Here is a 15,982-nt window from a genome sequence, read left to right on the forward strand (position 1 = left end):
TTTTTAAACCACCCAAGCAGAAATCCCAAATATCTTTAGTGTTTGGGATGAATGCTTTAGTTCCGCTAGGAATAAAAACCTTAAGTGAAACTAACCTTGATTTTCTATATACGCCTTGATCGTTTCAGGATTAGCTTGACCGATAGAGCAAACAAAAAATCCATCAGTCCAAAAAGTTTTTTCTTTCCAAAAATGTTTTTGCAATAAGGGGATAAATCTCTTATCACGCCAAACTCTATAAGTAGTGATTTGTTTGATTCTAGAAATAATGGAACTAATGGACATTCTAGGAATATATTGAACCATTAAGTGCAAATGATCTATATCGCTTTCCATCGCAATGATGATGAAACTGCTTTGGGTGGCTATCTCATCTATAACAGACTTAATAAAATCATTCAAATCCCCTTGCAACAACTTTTTTCTATACTTACACACTAAAATCAAATGGGCTTTTAGATTATGCTTACTTCGGTTGGTTGGAATATACCCTCTTAATGGGTAATGGTTTTTTCTCATTCCTCTATCCTTATTCATTATTTATAAAAATATTGTATAATAATACAAGATAAAGATAAGGAGTTATTTTTGCTTAACGCTATCAAGTTTAGAATTTATCCTAACGCTCAACAAAAAGAATTGATTTCTAAACATTTTGGCTGTTCTAGAGTGGTGTATAACTACTTTTTAGATTACCGACAAAAACAATACGCAAAAGGCATTAAAGAAACTTACTTCACCATGCAAAAAGTCTTAACCCAAATCAAACGGCAAGAAAAATACCATTATCTCAATGAATGCAATTCTCAAAGCTTGCAAATGGCGTTAAGACAGCTTGTGAGCGCTTATGATAATTTCTTTAGCAAAAGAGCGAGATACCCTAAATTCAAATCCAAGAAAAACGCTAAGCAATCTTTTGCAATCCCTCAAAACATAGAAATCAAAACAGAGACTCAAACCATCGCTCTCCCTAAATTCAAAGAGGGTATTAAGGCTAAATTACACAGAGAATTGCCTAAAGATAGTGTTATCAAACAGGCTTTTATTTCTTGCATAGCCGATCAATATTTTTGTTCTCTATCCTATGAAACCAAAGAGCCTATCCCTAAACCTACCATTATTAAAAAAGCGGTAGGTTTAGACATGGGCTTAAGAACGCTCATTGTTACAAGCGATAAAATAGAATACCCACACATTCGCTTTTATCAAAAATTAGAAAAGAAACTCACTAAAGCGCAAAGGAGGTTAAGTAAAAAAGTAAAAGGTTCCAACAACAGGAAAAAACAAGCTAAAAAGGTGGCTAGATTGCATTTAGCTTGTTCAAACACTAGAGATGACTACTTGCATAAAATCAGTAATGAGATAACCAATCAATACGATTTGATAGGGGTAGAAAATTTGAATGTTAAGGGGCTTATGAGAACTTATCATTCTAAAAGCCTTGCTAATGCGAGTTGGGGGAAATTTCTTGCTATGTTAGAGTATAAAGCCCAAAGAAAAGGGAAAACCCTATTAGGCATAGACAGATTTTTCCCTAGCTCTCAATTATGTTCTTATTGTGGGTTCAATACAGGCAAAAAACATGAAAGCATCACTAAATTCACTTGTCCTCATTGCAATATCGCACACCACAGAGATTACAATGCGAGCGTCAATATCAGAAACTACGCTTTAGGCATGCTAAATGAGAGGCATAAAGTAAAGATAGATAAAAGTAGGGTAGGGATTATCCGAACTGATTACGCTCATTACACTGATGAGCGCATCAAAGCTTGTGGAGCTTCCTCTAACGGGGTTAGTTCTAAATATGGCAACATATTAGATCTAGCTAGTTATGGAGCTACGAAGCAAGAAAAAGCCCAATCGCTTTAGCGGTTGGGTAATTCACTAGCAGTATTTGGGATCATAGCCAGTTTTTAGCTATAATAAGCCACGCTAAACAAAGAAAACAGAGAACAAACAAACGAGACGGAAAAAAGCTTCAACGAGCTTAAAGAAATCACGCAAGCGTTACAAGAACAAAAATAGCGAGCGATAACGCCCACGCTTAAAACAGCGTACAAAACAGAACCAAAACCGCCTAGCAATATAACAGACGCTAAAAAGAGCGTTTTGGAGTCAATAGGGAGTTGAAGCCAATTTTTAACCCCTAAAAAATCCACCCGTAATTAAAAAACACTTTAAAATGACTGCCCCCTTCATTGAGGGTGATAGAATTGGTATAAGCACCATCGCTAGAAACGACCCTGGATTTCAATTGGACTAAAGGAACGCTGATGCCTATAGAATATTTGGAATGCTTGTAGCGGTAATTCAACCCACCGGTCACATTTAAATTACCGCTCCCTTTGTATTGGTTCAGCAAATAATAGCTATTGTATAAGCCCCTCAACCCCCCAAACACCCCAAGAGAGGAAGTGAAAACCCTCTTAGTTAGATTGTTTTTAGGGTTCTTTTCGTTAGTGTAATTGGTGATGAAATCAAACAGTACATCCATTCCCACACCATAGCTTAATTGCTGGATTTTTTCGTTGTTGGCTTGAGCGTAGTTGTATTTGATAATACCATAAGAAGACAACCCTAGATAATCATTAAAATATTTTTGATAGCCCATTTTAAGATTAACGCCCAATAAGGGGGCTCCAAAGGGCCGTGAGGTTTTTGAAGTGCGGTAGGTGGTAGCGCTAGATTTAGAAGATGAAAGGCTTTGACTGATCGCACTAAGCATAGTGGTCGCAAAATCTTGCGTGTTCAAACTAGCGTTCAAATAGTTGGTTTGGCTGCTCAAATTAGTAAAATCCACCGGTAGGGCGTTTTGATCAATGAGTTGTTGCCAAACAGCGCTGGTAACGCCTATAAGCCCGGCGGGGACTTGAGAGCAATCGGTATAGATGGAATTAGGGTAACTGCCCGCTGTATAGGGCTTATCTTTAAAACGAGAACACACATCATAGGTAGAGCCATCGGTGTCTCGCACTTCATGCCCGTTGTCAAACACTTGCACTTCTTTCCCATCCACTTGCTCTATCCTCCCGCCCTGACAGCGCTCTTCTGGCCCATTGTTTTCTTCGCACATGCGCACTCTTTGATAAGTCATGTTCCCGTTATGCGTATAGCCTAAAGTATGCCCGTATTCATGGATGATGTCTCTTAATTGCATGATGGCGACTTTATTCAGATCTTTGCCAAACAGTATTTCAGGGTCTAAGAAAGGGGACAATATCCCTAAAGCACCAAAATTGGTGCCATCATCGCCTGGGCCATTCGGGCCGCCATATTGAGACCCTAACCCTAAATCCCCTCCTCTTGTGGGCAAGAGATTCACATAAATATTATTAGCGACTCTATAGCTATAGATAACATCTTGCGGCGTCAATATCACTGAGCCTGTTTGCCCGTTTTCTATATTGTATTCATCTCCTTTATTTTTAGCGATCAACTTAGGATCAACAAGCCCATCGTTGTAAGGATTCACGCATGTAAGGTAATCAGAATAACATGGTGCTGAAAGGTTGTTGTCGCTAAACTGGAAAGGAGCGTTTAAGACGGCGTCTTCCCAAGATTTAGAATCAAACACCGCCATCATGTTCAGCATTAAATTGGTCAAATTTTTAGCGTCTTGAGAGGTGAAAGGCGGCACTTTAGCCACGCAATTTTCTTGATTTTCGTATGGAGGGCATGGAGGTTTAGAACCAGTGCCGTTACCGCTAGAAAATTGGTTGTAATTGATATAAGTCATTTGAAGATTGGTTGTAACCCTACTGAGCTTATCAAACAGATTCTGCGTGCTGGCATCAGAAAATCGTGTGGTGGCAGTTTGGAGCTGTTGGAAGCCATCAGCGTTAAGTTGCGGATCGTTAAACAAGCTTGCGGGCAGAATGATTTGAGATTGTTTAGGGATAGTCTCTATCACGCCCAAACTGACTACATTACCTTGATTGTCTGTATAACTCAGCTCAATATTGTTTAAATTATAAGGCAGGAAGTTTTGTATCATAATCAAGCTTTTATCACCATAGCCAGCTTCCTCAGCGCTTTCTTGGTTATAAGCGGTTACATACACAGGGGTTAAAGAATAAAAGGTTAAGTTGGTGATATTATCCTCTGCAAACAACTCAGTCGCATTCTTTAAAATGGTGCTTTGGGAGATGTAGTATTTCCCGTAGGTGCTTTGAGGGGTAATGGGTTTGGGCTTTGGTTTGGGTTTTTCTTGAGTTGTGGCTATGGTTTGTTCTTGGGTTTGTGTGCCTTGTAATAGCCCGGTTTCAAAGCCGGCTTCTATAAAAAAGCCGTCTTTTTGGTGTTTTTGAAAGGCTTCTACAGCGGTGAATGAGCTGATTAGGGACAAACAAATCGTTTTACTGGCGAGTTTTAACATGAAATCTCCTTAATGGTCTTTTTTAACATTTTTACTCAAAAGCAGTTGATAGTATGTATATATTTTAAACTAGCCTATTTTACCCCTTTTTGAAAAATGGCAGTATTGTTTTTGCAAATACGGATACTAAACGGCGCTAATGGGTAAAAAAGTCTTAAAAAGTAGCGCTAAAAGGGGGTTTAATCCATGCTTTAAGCGATTTCATTTGCCTAAGCAAAATTCACTGAACATGCTATCAAGCATCTGGCTGGTTTCATAAGGGCGGGTGAGCAAGTTCAAGTTTTCTATCGCGCTTAAAATATGATAAGAAAAAAGCTCCAAAGTGTCTAAATGGCTTTTAGCGTTTTGCAATTCAGTAATGGCGTTTTCTAGGGCGGTTGTTTGGGCTAGGGAAGTGAGCAAGAGCTTGTTTTGAGTGTCTAGTTTGGGGAAAGACTCACTGATTTTTTGGCTCAAATCTTTCAAACAAGCCTTGGAATTTAGGGTGTTGGTTTCTAGGATAGAATAAGGGATTTTAAGATAAGATTTTAAAATTTCAAGCTCCAGTTTGGGGGCTAGATCGTTTTTATTCAAAACGACAATACAAGGCTTTTTAGCGCGATTAAGGGTGTCAATAAGGTTAAAATCCTCTTTTTCTAGGGGTTTAGAAAGATCAAACACGCCTAAAATGATGTCGCAATTTTCTAAACTTTTAAGGCTTTTTTCAATCCCTAAACGCTCTATTTCATCCGCGCTCTCTCTGATGCCAGCCGTATCAATCAAGCGCACCTTATGCCCTTTTAGTTCAATGACTTCTTCTATAGTGTCTCTTGTCGTGCCTTTAATATCGCTCACCAAAGCCCTTTCTTCTAAAAGCATGGCGTTTAATAGGGAGCTTTTGCCGGCATTGGGTTTGCCAACAATGCTTAAGGCATGCCCCTTATTCCTTTGTTTTTGCGCGTTAGAAAAGTCTAACAAATCCTTAAAAGAGGCGATTTGTTTTCCTAAATTAAAAGACACTTCATCTAAAAAATCGCTAGGAATGTCTTCTTCGCTATAATCAATCAAAACTTCTGAGCTCGCTAAAAGCTTTAAAAGATTATTTCTGGCTTCTTCAATAAAGATTTTTAACTCCCCTTTAAGCTGCCTAGCCAGAGCGTTTAAAACGCTTTCATCTTCACAAAGGATGAGCTGAACGCTCGCTTCAATCTCGCTCAAATCCATTTTATGGTTTAAAAAGGCTTTTTTGCTAAATTCCCCCGCTTTAGCGAGCCTAGCCCCTAAATTCAAACAGGCTTGTAAGATATTTTGCGCTAAAAGGGGGCTTCCATGGCATTGGATTTCGCACACATCTTCACCGGTGAAACTATAGGGGGCTTTGAAATAAATCACTAACGCTTTGTCCAATAAAACGCCATTAGAAAAAATGTCGCACACGTAAGCGTATCTGGGGGTGAAGTCTTGTTTTTGGGTGAGTTGTTTGAGGATGTTTAGGGTGTTATGGCCGCTGATTTTAATGATGCTAATCGCTCCCTTGCCTAAAGGGGTGGCGATAGCGGCGATGGTGTCATTCATTGTTAAAGTCGTTGATGACGATGTATTTTTCATCGTTTAAGTTGGTTTTGATAGAAACATATTTGTTGGGGAACGCTTTTCGTAGTTTCTTTAAAGCGATATAGGTTAAAACGCCATCAGGGGCTTTCATCTGCCCCTTACCCACTTCATGCACGGTCATGATCGTGCTTTGGAGTTGCGCTTCCATAACCTTTTCTTGGTTTTGTAAAAAAGTGGAAATTTCTAAGCGGATGCTATAGCCATAAGCAGGGTGGATCCAGTTAAAGAGCAAGTAAGAAAGGGCTTTGTAACGATAGCCTTTCTCGCCAATCAAAAGGGCGGAATCTTCGCCATCAATATCGATCAATAAAACCCCCGGTTCGTAAAGACTCACCTCCACTTTGTTGATTTTGTAGGGCAAATGGGAGAATAAGTCTTTCAATTCTTGCTTAATCTCATGGAGCTTGTCTCCATTATGAGATTCTTCTTTAAGGGTTTTTTTAGGGGGTTTAGGGGTGATTATTTCTTCTTGAGGCGTTTTTATCCCTAAGCTTTGTTTTTCTTCTGCGTTTTGATGGATTTCTTTAACGCTTTCTTCTTTAACCTCTTTAACGCTTTCTTTAACGCTCGCTAAAATAATGGCTTCTTTTTTACCTATATTTAAAAAACCTTTAGAGGGCGTTTGAATGACTTCATATTGCAAATTAATGATGGGGCAATTCAAGGCGATAGAAGCTTGAATGAGGGCTTCTTCTAAGGTTTTGGCTTTGATTTCAATAGGATTTTGCATCAATTTTCCTTTATTATTCCTTTATGTTTTGAGCGTGCGCGCGTTTTTTATTCTCTAAGACTTTATTGATAATGAGTTGCTGCAACACCGAAAGGATGTTGTTTGTGGTCCAATACAAGACTAACCCTGCAGGGAAAGTGATTAGAAAGATCGTGAACAATAGGGGCAAGAGTTTAAAAATCTTCGCTTGCATGGGATCGGTCATGGTGTTTGGCGTAACGCTCTGGTGCCAATACATAGACGCTCCCATAAGAAGTGGTAAAATAAAATACGGATCCATGATGGATAAATCATGGATCCATAAAACCCACTCTGAGCTTTTCAATTCCACAGCGTTATAAAGCACTCTATAAATCGCAAAAAACACCGGGATTTGTAAGATTAAGGGCAGACAACCCCCTAGCGGGTTAGCCCCATGTTTTTTGTAAAGCTGCATCATGTGGGCTTGCAACTTTTGGGGCTCGCCCTTGTATTTTTCTTGGAGTTCTTTCATTTTGGGGGCTAATTCTTTGAGCTTTTGCATGCTCACCATGCCTTTATAACTTAAGGGGTAGAGGATTAGGCGCACGATAATCGTTAAAAGAATGATAGCCCAACCCCAATTGCCCACAAATTGATACAAATAATCCAGTAAAACAAACACGCCTTTAGCAAAAAAAGTGATCAAGCCATACTCTATCACATCAGTGAGCATGGGTGAAATCGCTTTCAAAGAGCGGTAATCTTTAGGGCCAATATAGCCATGCAAATCCGCTTCATTTTTAAGAGAAATGAACCCTAAGGGGTTTTTAGTGCCGATTTCTGAATCAATTAAGGCTTCAAAACCTTGAGGATCTTTGGTGAAAAGCAAGGTGGTGAAATACCTATCCACGCTGGATAAAAAGAGGGTGTTAGAAAAGCGTTTGATTTCTTTAGCGTCTTTATCTTCAATTTTTTCAATTTTTTTGTCGGTGTTTTCTAAAAGCACGCCTGAAAAGGTGTAGCTGTCTAAATCAGCCACCGGCCTGTAACCATTGGTGATGACATAGCTAGGGATAAGGTTATTGGGCGATTTGAATGCGATTTTTAAATCATAATGCAGATCATCATAGAAAGTCAGGGTTTTAATGATGCTAAGATCGCCTAAATCTTGGGTTAAAACGAGCTGTTCGTTAGGCCCAAGAGTGGTTTTTGAAGCGCTATAAGGGGTGTTGAACGCTTTATTATTGAGCGTGGGGTCTAAAAAACGCACTTCTAAAGGCTTGAGTTTATCGGCTGCTAAAAGGGGGAGCTCTTTTAGGGGGGGTTGCGCGTTTTCTTTGGAGCTAAAAAGATGGCCCACATGCTCTAAAAAGCCCTTTTGTTTAGGGGTTAGATACTTTTTATCCTTGAGATAAACCTGTTTGATGCGCCCTAAAAAGTCAATTTCAATCCTGGCATGCTCAAAAGAAATCGTGCTTAACAAATTCTCTTGGGGGATGGTTTGAGTAACGCTAAAATGTTGGGCGTTGGGCGCGTTAGGACTTGTTGTTGTGTGGTTGTTGGTTGTTTCTTGCTTTGTGGTTTCGGTTGTTGTTTTGTTTGGTTTTTGGAAAAAATAGCTATAAAGAGCGATAAACAAGAAAGACAGAGCGATCGCTAAAATCAAGCGGAGATTATTATTGTTGTTTTTATCCATTGTGATTAAACCTTAATGATGTAGTAAGTTGCACGGCTTTTTGTGGGAACGAGCCAAAAAGTGATGGTTTTAAAATTGCGATTAGAATCTTTATGAGATTGGATCAAGCTTGGGCGTTTCAAGCGAGTAGTAGGGTAAGCAATGCCCCCAGAGCAAAAAGGGTTGCATGAGAGTATCCTTATAGCGATTTTACCCATAGCGCTCAAAGGGCTTTCAAAATAAAGCAACCACAGAGCGTAGTTGGAGCAAGTGGGGTAAAACCGACAGCTTGAAAAGGTGAAAGCCGAAAAAAAGCGTTGGTAACCCCTAATTGATGCCGTAAGAATCGCGCTCAAAAAAGGCGTTTTATTGTTTCGCATAGGTATGAATTATTCCTTTTTTCAAGTCTTTTAAGGCTTTGTTCATATAGTTTTTAATGGAAGTTAGCATTTCTAAAAAATGTTTTTCTAAAGCCCAAAAATCCAAATGGTAACAATCGCTTCTAGGCACAAACACCAAAGCAAGCCCTTGACAAAGAGCGGCATGCTTTGATGTAAGCGAACGCAAACGGCGTTTGATAAGGTTTCGTTTCACGGCGTTGCCGACTTTTTTGGACACGCTCAAGCCTAATAAATAAAGCGTTTTTTTGTCTTTAAGCCTACAAAAGAGCGGATCTTTAAAACCCTCTTTTCCTTTTGGCGGATCTTTTGACAAATCCAAAACAAAGAGCGAAAAAAAAGGGTTGTGTTTTTTAAACCCCTTTTGATAAACCCTGTCAAACTCACTCTTGTTTTTTAAAGAGTCATAGGGTTTAGACGGAAAGCTTTTTTCTGCCCTTAGCTCGTCTGGCATTAATCACCTTGCGCCCGTTTTTGGTTTTCATTCTCACAAGAAAGCCATGGGTTCGCTTTCTTGGTGTGTTATGTGGTTGGTAAGTGCGTTTCATTAAAACTCCCTTGATAAAAATTAAACATAAACACAGATTTTAGCTAAAGAATGCTAAAAATTGACTAAAACTAATTTTTTTGATTCTTTTTATCTTCAACAAGAATGTAAAGTTGTTTCAGATTGTTCGTTTGCAATAAATCCACGACTTTGATAAAGTTGTCCAAATTGCTTTTCTTATCGCCTTGCAAGACAATAGGGGTGTCTTTAGCCAAAGTGGAAACCTTGTGCTTTAAATTTTCAAAGCTGATTTCTTTATCGTCAAAATAAAAAGAACCCTTATTAGAAATAGCGATTGTAACTTGTTTTTTGTCCAACACGTCTTTAGAATCAGTGCTGTCTTTATCCACTTGAGGAATGCTAATAGGGAGCTTTGAAGTTTGCACAAAAGACGCCGTTGTAAGCACGATCACTAACAACACAAGCATGATGTCAATGAAAGGCACCACATTCATGGATTCTACTTTTTTCACCGCTCAATCCTTAGGCTTTGTTATAAACCTCATGGGATTGCGTATCAACCGGATGGTGGAAAATATCCCATTTGGTAACTAAAATCTCGCTTTTTCTCACGAGCAAATTATAAATCACAATCGCAGGGATCGCTACCAATAGCCCCATACCAGTCGCTTTTAAAGCAAGGGCTAAATTAGTCATGATCGCTTTAGTGTCAATGCCAGAAGCGGAGCCTAAATCCATAAAAGTGAGCATGATCCCCATAACCGTTCCTAAAAGACCGATATAAGGGGCGTTTGAGCCAATCGTGGCCACTAAAGTCAGTCGTTTGTGTAGGGCTAGCTCTAACTTGCGCCTGTCTGTGTAGTCATCTACACGAAGAGTGGCAAAAAACCACAACCTTTCTATTGCGATCGCTATAACGATGACGGATAAGAAGATCAAAAACCCTATGATCCCATAATCTACCATTTCTTTCATTATTATCCTTTAAAGTGGTGTTTTAAATCGGTAAGAATTTCTTTATTGAGCGCTTTTTCTTTGAGACTTTGTCTTTTGTCGTGCAATCTTTTTCCTTTCACTAAAGCAATTTGGATTTTAGCTCTATTTCTTTGGTTAAAATACAATTTCAATCCTACGATACTCAAGCGTTCTTTAGACGCTTCAATCTGCCATTTCAATAATTGCTTTTTGTGTAAAAGCAACTTACGCTCTCGCCTTTCATTGGGCTTGTAATACACATGGATTGTATCTAAATATGATATATGAACACCAAATAAAAAAGCTTCTCCTTTGATTATTTTAACAAAATTATCTTTTAAATTCACCCGAGTTTGCCTTAAAGCCTTCACTTCAGAGCCTAAAAGCGCTAATCCTGCTTCTAAAGTTTCCAAAATTTCATAATCAAAATAGGCTTTTTTATTGCTGGCAATGAGTTTCATTCGCCCCCTTTTTGCATAGGCTTTAGCCTAAAAAACGCGCTCCCGCTCCCGCTAAAAAACCACTCCTTGCCTAATTCGCTTTCTATATTTTTTAAGGCTTGGTTAGTGAGTAAAGCCGGTTTTAAAAGATCGTTTAATCCGTTTCTGTCGCAAGTCTTTAGGCATTCCAAACTCGGCTTTTTAAGCCATTCTTTAGCTTGAGAAAAACAAGTTTTAGGCTTATAAGCTTGATAAACGGCTTTAGTGCTGCAAAAAACATGAGTTGGCGCATAGATTTCTAGGCGATCTTCTAAAGGCTCTTCTTCAAAATTTTCAATGACTTCGCCATAAGAAGTGGCGTTAGCGCTTTTGTATTGCGAGATGAAAAAGTTGGTGTCCGCGCCCACTAAAGACCCCATGCTATAGAGCTCTTCTAAACTCAAACGCCAGTCAAAAATCCGATTTAAATGATACAATAGCCCCCCAGCATCAGCGCTCCCACCGCCTAATCCGGCTTGAGTGGGGATGTTTTTTTCCACTTCAATCGCTAGGGTGTCTAGGGATTTGATGACAGAATGAGAGGAATTTTTTTGCGCTAAAAAATTTTTTAAAATTTGGAGAGCTTTAAAGAGCGAGTTTTCTTCTAAAGGGCAGTCAAAATCCCCTTTTAGCGAAAAGGAAAGCGCGCTTTTGACGCTGATAATGTCTTTGAGCTTGTCTTTAACTAAACACATGCGAGAAATGAGCTTGTGGTAAGCCCTTTCTTTGTGAAGGATTTTTAAAAAAATATTGACTTTAGGATAAACTTCAAAAACATGCGTCAAGGCTTAATGACCTTTTTGATGTTCTCTAACAAGCTTTCATCTACGGACGCAGAAGCTTTTTGGTTTTCGCTCACAATGGCCTCTTTGAGTTCAGCGCGCAAAATAAGGGTGCTTTCAGGCGCTTCAAACCCTAAACGTACACTCCCTCTATCTATGGAAATGACTTTAATGTGGATGTTATCATCAATGACAATCCCTTCATTAACTTTGCGACTGAGTATGAGCATCTTTAATCTCTTGTTCCTTATAGAGAAGGACTAAACACAACGCTTTCTATCATATCGCCCTGCTTGATCTTGTCCAATACATTAAGGCTTTCTGCGTTTTTGATTTTGCCAAACACGGTGTGCTCGCCATCTAAATGGGGCAAATCCACAAAACACAAGAAAAACTGACTCCCCCCTGTGTCTCTCCCGGCATGTGCCATAGAGATAGAGCCTCTTTTGTGCTTGTTGGGGTTATGGGCCACTTCGCATTTAATACGGTGTCCTGGTCCGCCTGTGCCTGTGCCATAAGGGCAGCCTCCTTGAGCCACAAAGCCGGCGATCACACGATGGAAATTAAGCCCGTTATAAAAACCCTCTTTAGCCAAAGTTACAAAGTTACTGACCGCTTGGGGCGCGTCTTTGTAAAAAAGCTCTAGGGTGATATTGCCTTTATTGGTTTTGATCGTAGCGTAAGCGGTTTTTGCAAGCTCTTCTTCTTTAATATCATAAGTTTTAATTGGTTTCATCATAAACCTTTGCGATAAGCTTTTGTCATTCAAATGCTCTATTATAGCAATAAATTAAAACAATTGGTATTTTAGCCGATAGTGCCGTAGGATACTTTTGAAATTTAAGCGGTAAGTTGGATGTTGGATAATGGTGCGTTGGCATAAAAGATTAGCGGTTGGTTGTTGTATCGTTTTATTTTCGTGCATGATGAACGCTAATAACGCTAATAATATCCAAATCGTTAGAGACGATCCGCCCCTTGATCCAACGCTCCCTGCATGGGTTTATTCTGTTGCGTTATTGAAAGTGTATTTTAGCGATGGGACTTATAAAGAAGGCTATGCGACTTTGCTCAAAAACGGGCGTTATATCGCTTCTTCTGAAACGCTTTATTCTAATGGCTTATACCCTAAAATGATTTTAGCCAAAATGCAAGACAGCAGTGCTAAAGAGCTGATTTGCATAGCCAGTTTGCGCCTTGAAGCGATGGATAGGAATCAGGGGCTTTCACTTTTAAAAACCGCCGATTTTAGAGACGATTATTGCCATAAAAGAGAAGAGAGCTATTATCATGCAAGGATTTATGCCAAATACGCTCAAACTTTCCATTCAAATCCCTATACCAATCAAAAAACACCCAATTCTGATCTCTACTACCCGGCGTTGAATGAGGGGAATTCTTTTTCTATACAGATAACGGGCATTTCTGTGGCTGAACTTTTAAAATCTAAAAAGTTTCTTTCGCTTGATAGTTCTTTTAAAAAGGGGAGCGTGTTGTGGGGAGGGAGGCCTTATTTTAGCGAAGTGGGGGAGTTTGTGGGAATGGCTAGCAGCACTTTAGAAAACCACGAAAGTTTAGTGATTATCCCTAAAGAGAAGATCGTAAAATTTTTAAGCGCTCTAAAAAATCAAAATATTTTCCCAAACATTCCATAATTTAAGCAAACCTTAAGCTTTCTATGACTATAATTTCATTTCCTTGTTTCAGCAAGGGCTTTTAAAAAGCCGCTTGATACCTTACAAGGATAGCTGATTAAAAGCAAACGATCTTTGAAAACTAAGCAAATTGATAGAAGTTCTTTTTAAAGGGATATTCTAAAACAAAATAAGTAATGACTGACTAAATAGAGTGAGGGTTTTTATAACTTCCATTCTTTTATAAGAAATTCTTATCCAACTAGTGCCAATTGATTTCATTGATTATGATGGTTATATTATTATGATTGATGACTGAATGGCATGAGAGTATTTTATTCAGGTTAGCGTTTAGCTAAACCTTTTTAAAAAGTTTCTTTCTGTTTTGTTGTTGTAATACTTAAGAACACAACCCGTTTTATTCAATAAAGTATAAAACGAGTTCTTGTGATACGCTAAAGCTGTTGTTAGGAATAACAACAGCCTATCAAAAAACAAAAAGAGCTTTAGGACAAACACTTTTATGGAGAGTTTGATCCTGGCTCAGAGTGAACGCTGGCGGCGTGCCTAATACATGCAAGTCGAACGATGAAGCTTCTAGCTTGCTAGAGTGCTGATTAGTGGCGCACGGGTGAGTAACGCATAGGTCATGTGCCTCTTAGTTTGGGATAGCCATTGGAAACGATGATTAATACCAGATACTCCCTACGGGGGAAAGATTTATCGCTAAGAGATCAGCCTATGTCCTATCAGCTTGTTGGTAAGGTAATGGCTTACCAAGGCTATGACGGGTATCCGGCCTGAGAGGGTGAACGGACACACTGGAACTGAGACACGGTCCAGACTCCTACGGGAGGCAGCAGTAGGGAATATTGCTCAATGGGGGAAACCCTGAAGCAGCAACGCCGCGTGGAGGATGAAGGTTTTAGGATTGTAAACTCCTTTTGTTAGAGAAGATAATGACGGTATCTAACGAATAAGCACCGGCTAACTCCGTGCCAGCAGCCGCGGTAATACGGAGGGTGCAAGCGTTACTCGGAATCACTGGGCGTAAAGAGCGCGTAGGCGGGATAGTCAGTCAGGTGTGAAATCCTATGGCTTAACCATAGAACTGCATTTGAAACTACTATTCTAGAGTGTGGGAGAGGTAGGTGGAATTCTTGGTGTAGGGGTAAAATCCGTAGAGATCAAGAGGAATACTCATTGCGAAGGCGACCTGCTGGAACATTACTGACGCTGATTGCGCGAAAGCGTGGGGAGCAAACAGGATTAGATACCCTGGTAGTCCACGCCCTAAACGATGGATGCTAGTTGTTGGAGGGCTTAGTTTCTCCAGTAATGCAGCTAACGCATTAAGCATCCCGCCTGGGGAGTACGGTCGCAAGATTAAAACTCAAAGGAATAGACGGGGACCCGCACAAGCGGTGGAGCATGTGGTTTAATTCGAAGATACACGAAGAACCTTACCTAGGCTTGACATTGAGAGAATCCGCTAGAAATAGTGGAGTGTCTGGCTTGCCAGACCTTGAAAACAGGTGCTGCACGGCTGTCGTCAGCTCGTGTCGTGAGATGTTGGGTTAAGTCCCGCAACGAGCGCAACCCCCTTTCTTAGTTGCTAACAGGTCATGCTGAGAACTCTAAGGATACTGCCTCCGTAAGGAGGAGGAAGGTGGGGACGACGTCAAGTCATCATGGCCCTTACGCCTAGGGCTACACACGTGCTACAATGGGGTGCACAAAGAGAAGCAATACTGCGAAGTGGAGCCAATCTTCAAAACGCCTCTCAGTTCGGATTGCAGGCTGCAACTCGCTTGCATGAAGCTGGAATCGCTAGTAATCGCAAATCAGCCATGTTGCGGTGAATACGTTCCCGGGTCTTGTACTCACCGCCCGTCACACCATGGGAGTTGTGTTTGCCTTAAGTCAGGATGCTAAATTAGCTACTGCCCACGGCACACACAGCGACTGGGGTGAAGTCGTAACAAGGTAACCGTAGGTGAACCTGCGGTTGGATCACCTCCTTTCTAGAGAAAAGCTTTTAACATTCGCTTGTTAAAAGCCAAAGAGTATTACCTGACAAAAGGACTTCTTGTTGCTTAGTTTTGAAAGATTGAGCTTATTCTTTCTTTTTTAAATCTTGATTTTTATTTGGTTTTTGCTTAAACTTTTTCATTCTTGTTTTTAATATTTCTTGCTCGCTTGTATTGGATTTCTTAAATCTTACTTCTTGTTTTTTTCCATTTTTGTTTTTTACTTATTGCGTTTTAATTCTTATGTTTAACTTTTTGTTTTTTTACGCTTTAATATTAAAGTTTTAGTTTTGGTGTTTTGCTTCTTGTTTCTTTGTGTTCTTAAGGTTTTTTACTGCTTATAATTTTTGTTTGTTGTTTCACCTTGTTTTTTGCTTGCTTGATTTTGATTTGATTGTGTTTCGTGTTTTATTTTTCTTAAATCTCATTTCTTTTGTTTGAGTGTTGGTTTTAGTGTTGGATTTTCTCAATTCTTATGTTTGTATTTTTTGGTTCTTGTTTCTTTGTGTTCTTAAGGTTTTTTACTGCTTGTGGTTTGTGGTTGTTGTGTTGGAGTTTTACTTGTTACTTCTTGGGTTTTAATTTCTTATTCCTTACTTATTGCGTTTTGATTCTTATGTTTTAATGTTTATGTTTTTAGTTTTTCTTGCTTCTTAATGTTTAGTGGGTTCGTTATTTTTAAGGGGGTTTAGTGGGGTTTGGTCGTTGGGTTTTATTTTCTTAAGCCTTATCTTTATCTCATGATTGCAATTCTTGCTTATTTTTGATTTGCTTGTTTTTGATTTCTTGCGTGTTAAGTTTTATTTTTTGTGAAATGCATATAAGGGAGTGGTTATTTT

General features: G+C 39.4%; 17 protein-coding genes and 1 rRNA gene. 3 read left to right on the plus strand and 15 right to left on the minus strand.

Going from position 1 to position 15,982, the window contains the following annotated elements; all coding sequences use genetic code 11:
• Positions 1-90: 90 nt before the first annotated feature.
• Positions 91-537, minus strand: coding sequence for an IS200/IS605 family transposase (gene tnpA / locus EXS92_RS07735; RefSeq protein WP_165516075.1), 447 nt, complete (start codon positions 535-537; stop codon positions 91-93).
• A gap of 51 nt (positions 538-588) precedes the next feature.
• On the opposite strand from tnpA, the gene EXS92_RS07740 reads away from it, so the two are divergent.
• The gene (locus EXS92_RS07740) at positions 589-1,872 is read left to right on the plus strand and encodes an RNA-guided endonuclease InsQ/TnpB family protein (protein WP_097681809.1); all 1,284 of its coding nucleotides are present in this window, start codon (positions 589-591) and stop codon (positions 1,870-1,872) included.
• Between the two features lie 44 nt (positions 1,873-1,916).
• Here the strand turns inward: EXS92_RS07740 and EXS92_RS07745 are convergent, their stop codons facing one another.
• The 14 genes from EXS92_RS07745 to EXS92_RS07810 all read right to left on the minus strand — a co-directional run bounded on the left by EXS92_RS07745 (position 1,917) and on the right by EXS92_RS07810 (position 12,215).
• Complete coding sequence (locus EXS92_RS07745) at positions 1,917-2,162, minus strand: hypothetical protein (protein WP_165516076.1); 246 nt, start codon at positions 2,160-2,162, stop codon at positions 1,917-1,919.
• Positions 2,150-4,378: an outer membrane beta-barrel protein gene (locus EXS92_RS07750; RefSeq protein WP_165516077.1), complete on the minus strand. Its 2,229-nt coding sequence runs from the start codon at positions 4,376-4,378 to the stop codon at positions 2,150-2,152. Before EXS92_RS07750 ends, EXS92_RS07745 begins: the two co-directional genes overlap by 13 nt.
• Positions 4,379-4,579: 201 nt before the next feature.
• The gene (mnmE, locus tag EXS92_RS07755) at positions 4,580-5,932 is read right to left on the minus strand and encodes a tRNA uridine-5-carboxymethylaminomethyl(34) synthesis GTPase MnmE (RefSeq protein WP_165516078.1); all 1,353 of its coding nucleotides are present in this window, start codon (positions 5,930-5,932) and stop codon (positions 4,580-4,582) included.
• Complete coding sequence (locus tag EXS92_RS07760; RefSeq protein WP_165508103.1) at positions 5,925-6,701, minus strand: Jag N-terminal domain-containing protein; 777 nt, start codon at positions 6,699-6,701, stop codon at positions 5,925-5,927. The genes mnmE and EXS92_RS07760 overlap by 8 nt, the downstream gene beginning before the upstream one ends.
• 13 nt (positions 6,702-6,714) lie before the next feature.
• Positions 6,715-8,358, minus strand: coding sequence for a membrane protein insertase YidC (gene yidC, locus EXS92_RS07765; protein ID WP_165516079.1), 1,644 nt, complete (start codon positions 8,356-8,358; stop codon positions 6,715-6,717).
• Between the two features lie 5 nt (positions 8,359-8,363).
• Positions 8,364-8,717, minus strand: coding sequence for a membrane protein insertion efficiency factor YidD (yidD, locus tag EXS92_RS07770; RefSeq protein ID WP_165516080.1), 354 nt, complete (start codon positions 8,715-8,717; stop codon positions 8,364-8,366).
• Positions 8,704-9,189 (minus strand): ribonuclease P protein component, encoded by a 486-nt coding sequence (gene rnpA / locus EXS92_RS07775; protein ID WP_021176196.1) that lies wholly within the window; start codon positions 9,187-9,189, stop codon positions 8,704-8,706. Before rnpA ends, yidD begins: the two co-directional genes overlap by 14 nt.
• Positions 9,149-9,283: a 50S ribosomal protein L34 gene (gene rpmH, locus EXS92_RS07780; protein ID WP_001847286.1), complete on the minus strand. Its 135-nt coding sequence runs from the start codon at positions 9,281-9,283 to the stop codon at positions 9,149-9,151. Before rpmH ends, rnpA begins: the two co-directional genes overlap by 41 nt.
• A 70-nt stretch (positions 9,284-9,353) precedes the next feature.
• Positions 9,354-9,755 carry an ExbD/TolR family protein gene (locus EXS92_RS07785; RefSeq protein WP_000755082.1) on the minus strand — a complete coding sequence of 134 codons (402 nt, stop codon included), beginning with the start codon at positions 9,753-9,755 and terminating at the stop codon, positions 9,354-9,356.
• 10 nt (positions 9,756-9,765) lie between these two features.
• Positions 9,766-10,218, minus strand: a complete 453-nt coding sequence (gene exbB / locus EXS92_RS07790; protein ID WP_000661841.1) for a TonB-system energizer ExbB — start codon at positions 10,216-10,218, stop codon at positions 9,766-9,768.
• A 2-nt stretch (positions 10,219-10,220) separates the two neighbouring features.
• Positions 10,221-10,679, minus strand: coding sequence for an SsrA-binding protein (gene smpB / locus EXS92_RS07795; protein ID WP_165516081.1), 459 nt, complete (start codon positions 10,677-10,679; stop codon positions 10,221-10,223).
• Complete coding sequence (locus tag EXS92_RS07800; RefSeq protein WP_165516082.1) at positions 10,676-11,482, minus strand: 4-(cytidine 5'-diphospho)-2-C-methyl-D-erythritol kinase; 807 nt, start codon at positions 11,480-11,482, stop codon at positions 10,676-10,678. Before EXS92_RS07800 ends, smpB begins: the two co-directional genes overlap by 4 nt.
• Complete coding sequence (locus tag EXS92_RS07805) at positions 11,479-11,709, minus strand: carbon storage regulator (protein ID WP_000906444.1); 231 nt, start codon at positions 11,707-11,709, stop codon at positions 11,479-11,481. The genes EXS92_RS07800 and EXS92_RS07805 overlap by 4 nt, the downstream gene beginning before the upstream one ends.
• Positions 11,710-11,726: 17 nt before the next feature.
• Positions 11,727-12,215: a peptidylprolyl isomerase gene (locus EXS92_RS07810; RefSeq protein WP_165516083.1), complete on the minus strand. Its 489-nt coding sequence runs from the start codon at positions 12,213-12,215 to the stop codon at positions 11,727-11,729.
• Between the two features lie 130 nt (positions 12,216-12,345).
• On the opposite strand from EXS92_RS07810, the gene EXS92_RS07815 reads away from it, so the two are divergent.
• Both EXS92_RS07815 and EXS92_RS07820 read left to right on the plus strand, forming a co-directional pair.
• Positions 12,346-13,134, plus strand: a complete 789-nt coding sequence (locus tag EXS92_RS07815; RefSeq protein WP_165516084.1) for a hypothetical protein — start codon at positions 12,346-12,348, stop codon at positions 13,132-13,134.
• 499 nt (positions 13,135-13,633) lie between these two features.
• Positions 13,634-15,137, plus strand: a 16S ribosomal RNA gene (locus tag EXS92_RS07820).
• Positions 15,138-15,982: the final 845 nt, after the last annotated feature.

Source organism: Helicobacter pylori, assembly GCF_011175115.1.
GTDB classification, from domain to species: Bacteria; Campylobacterota; Campylobacteria; order Campylobacterales; family Helicobacteraceae; genus Helicobacter; species Helicobacter pylori_DF.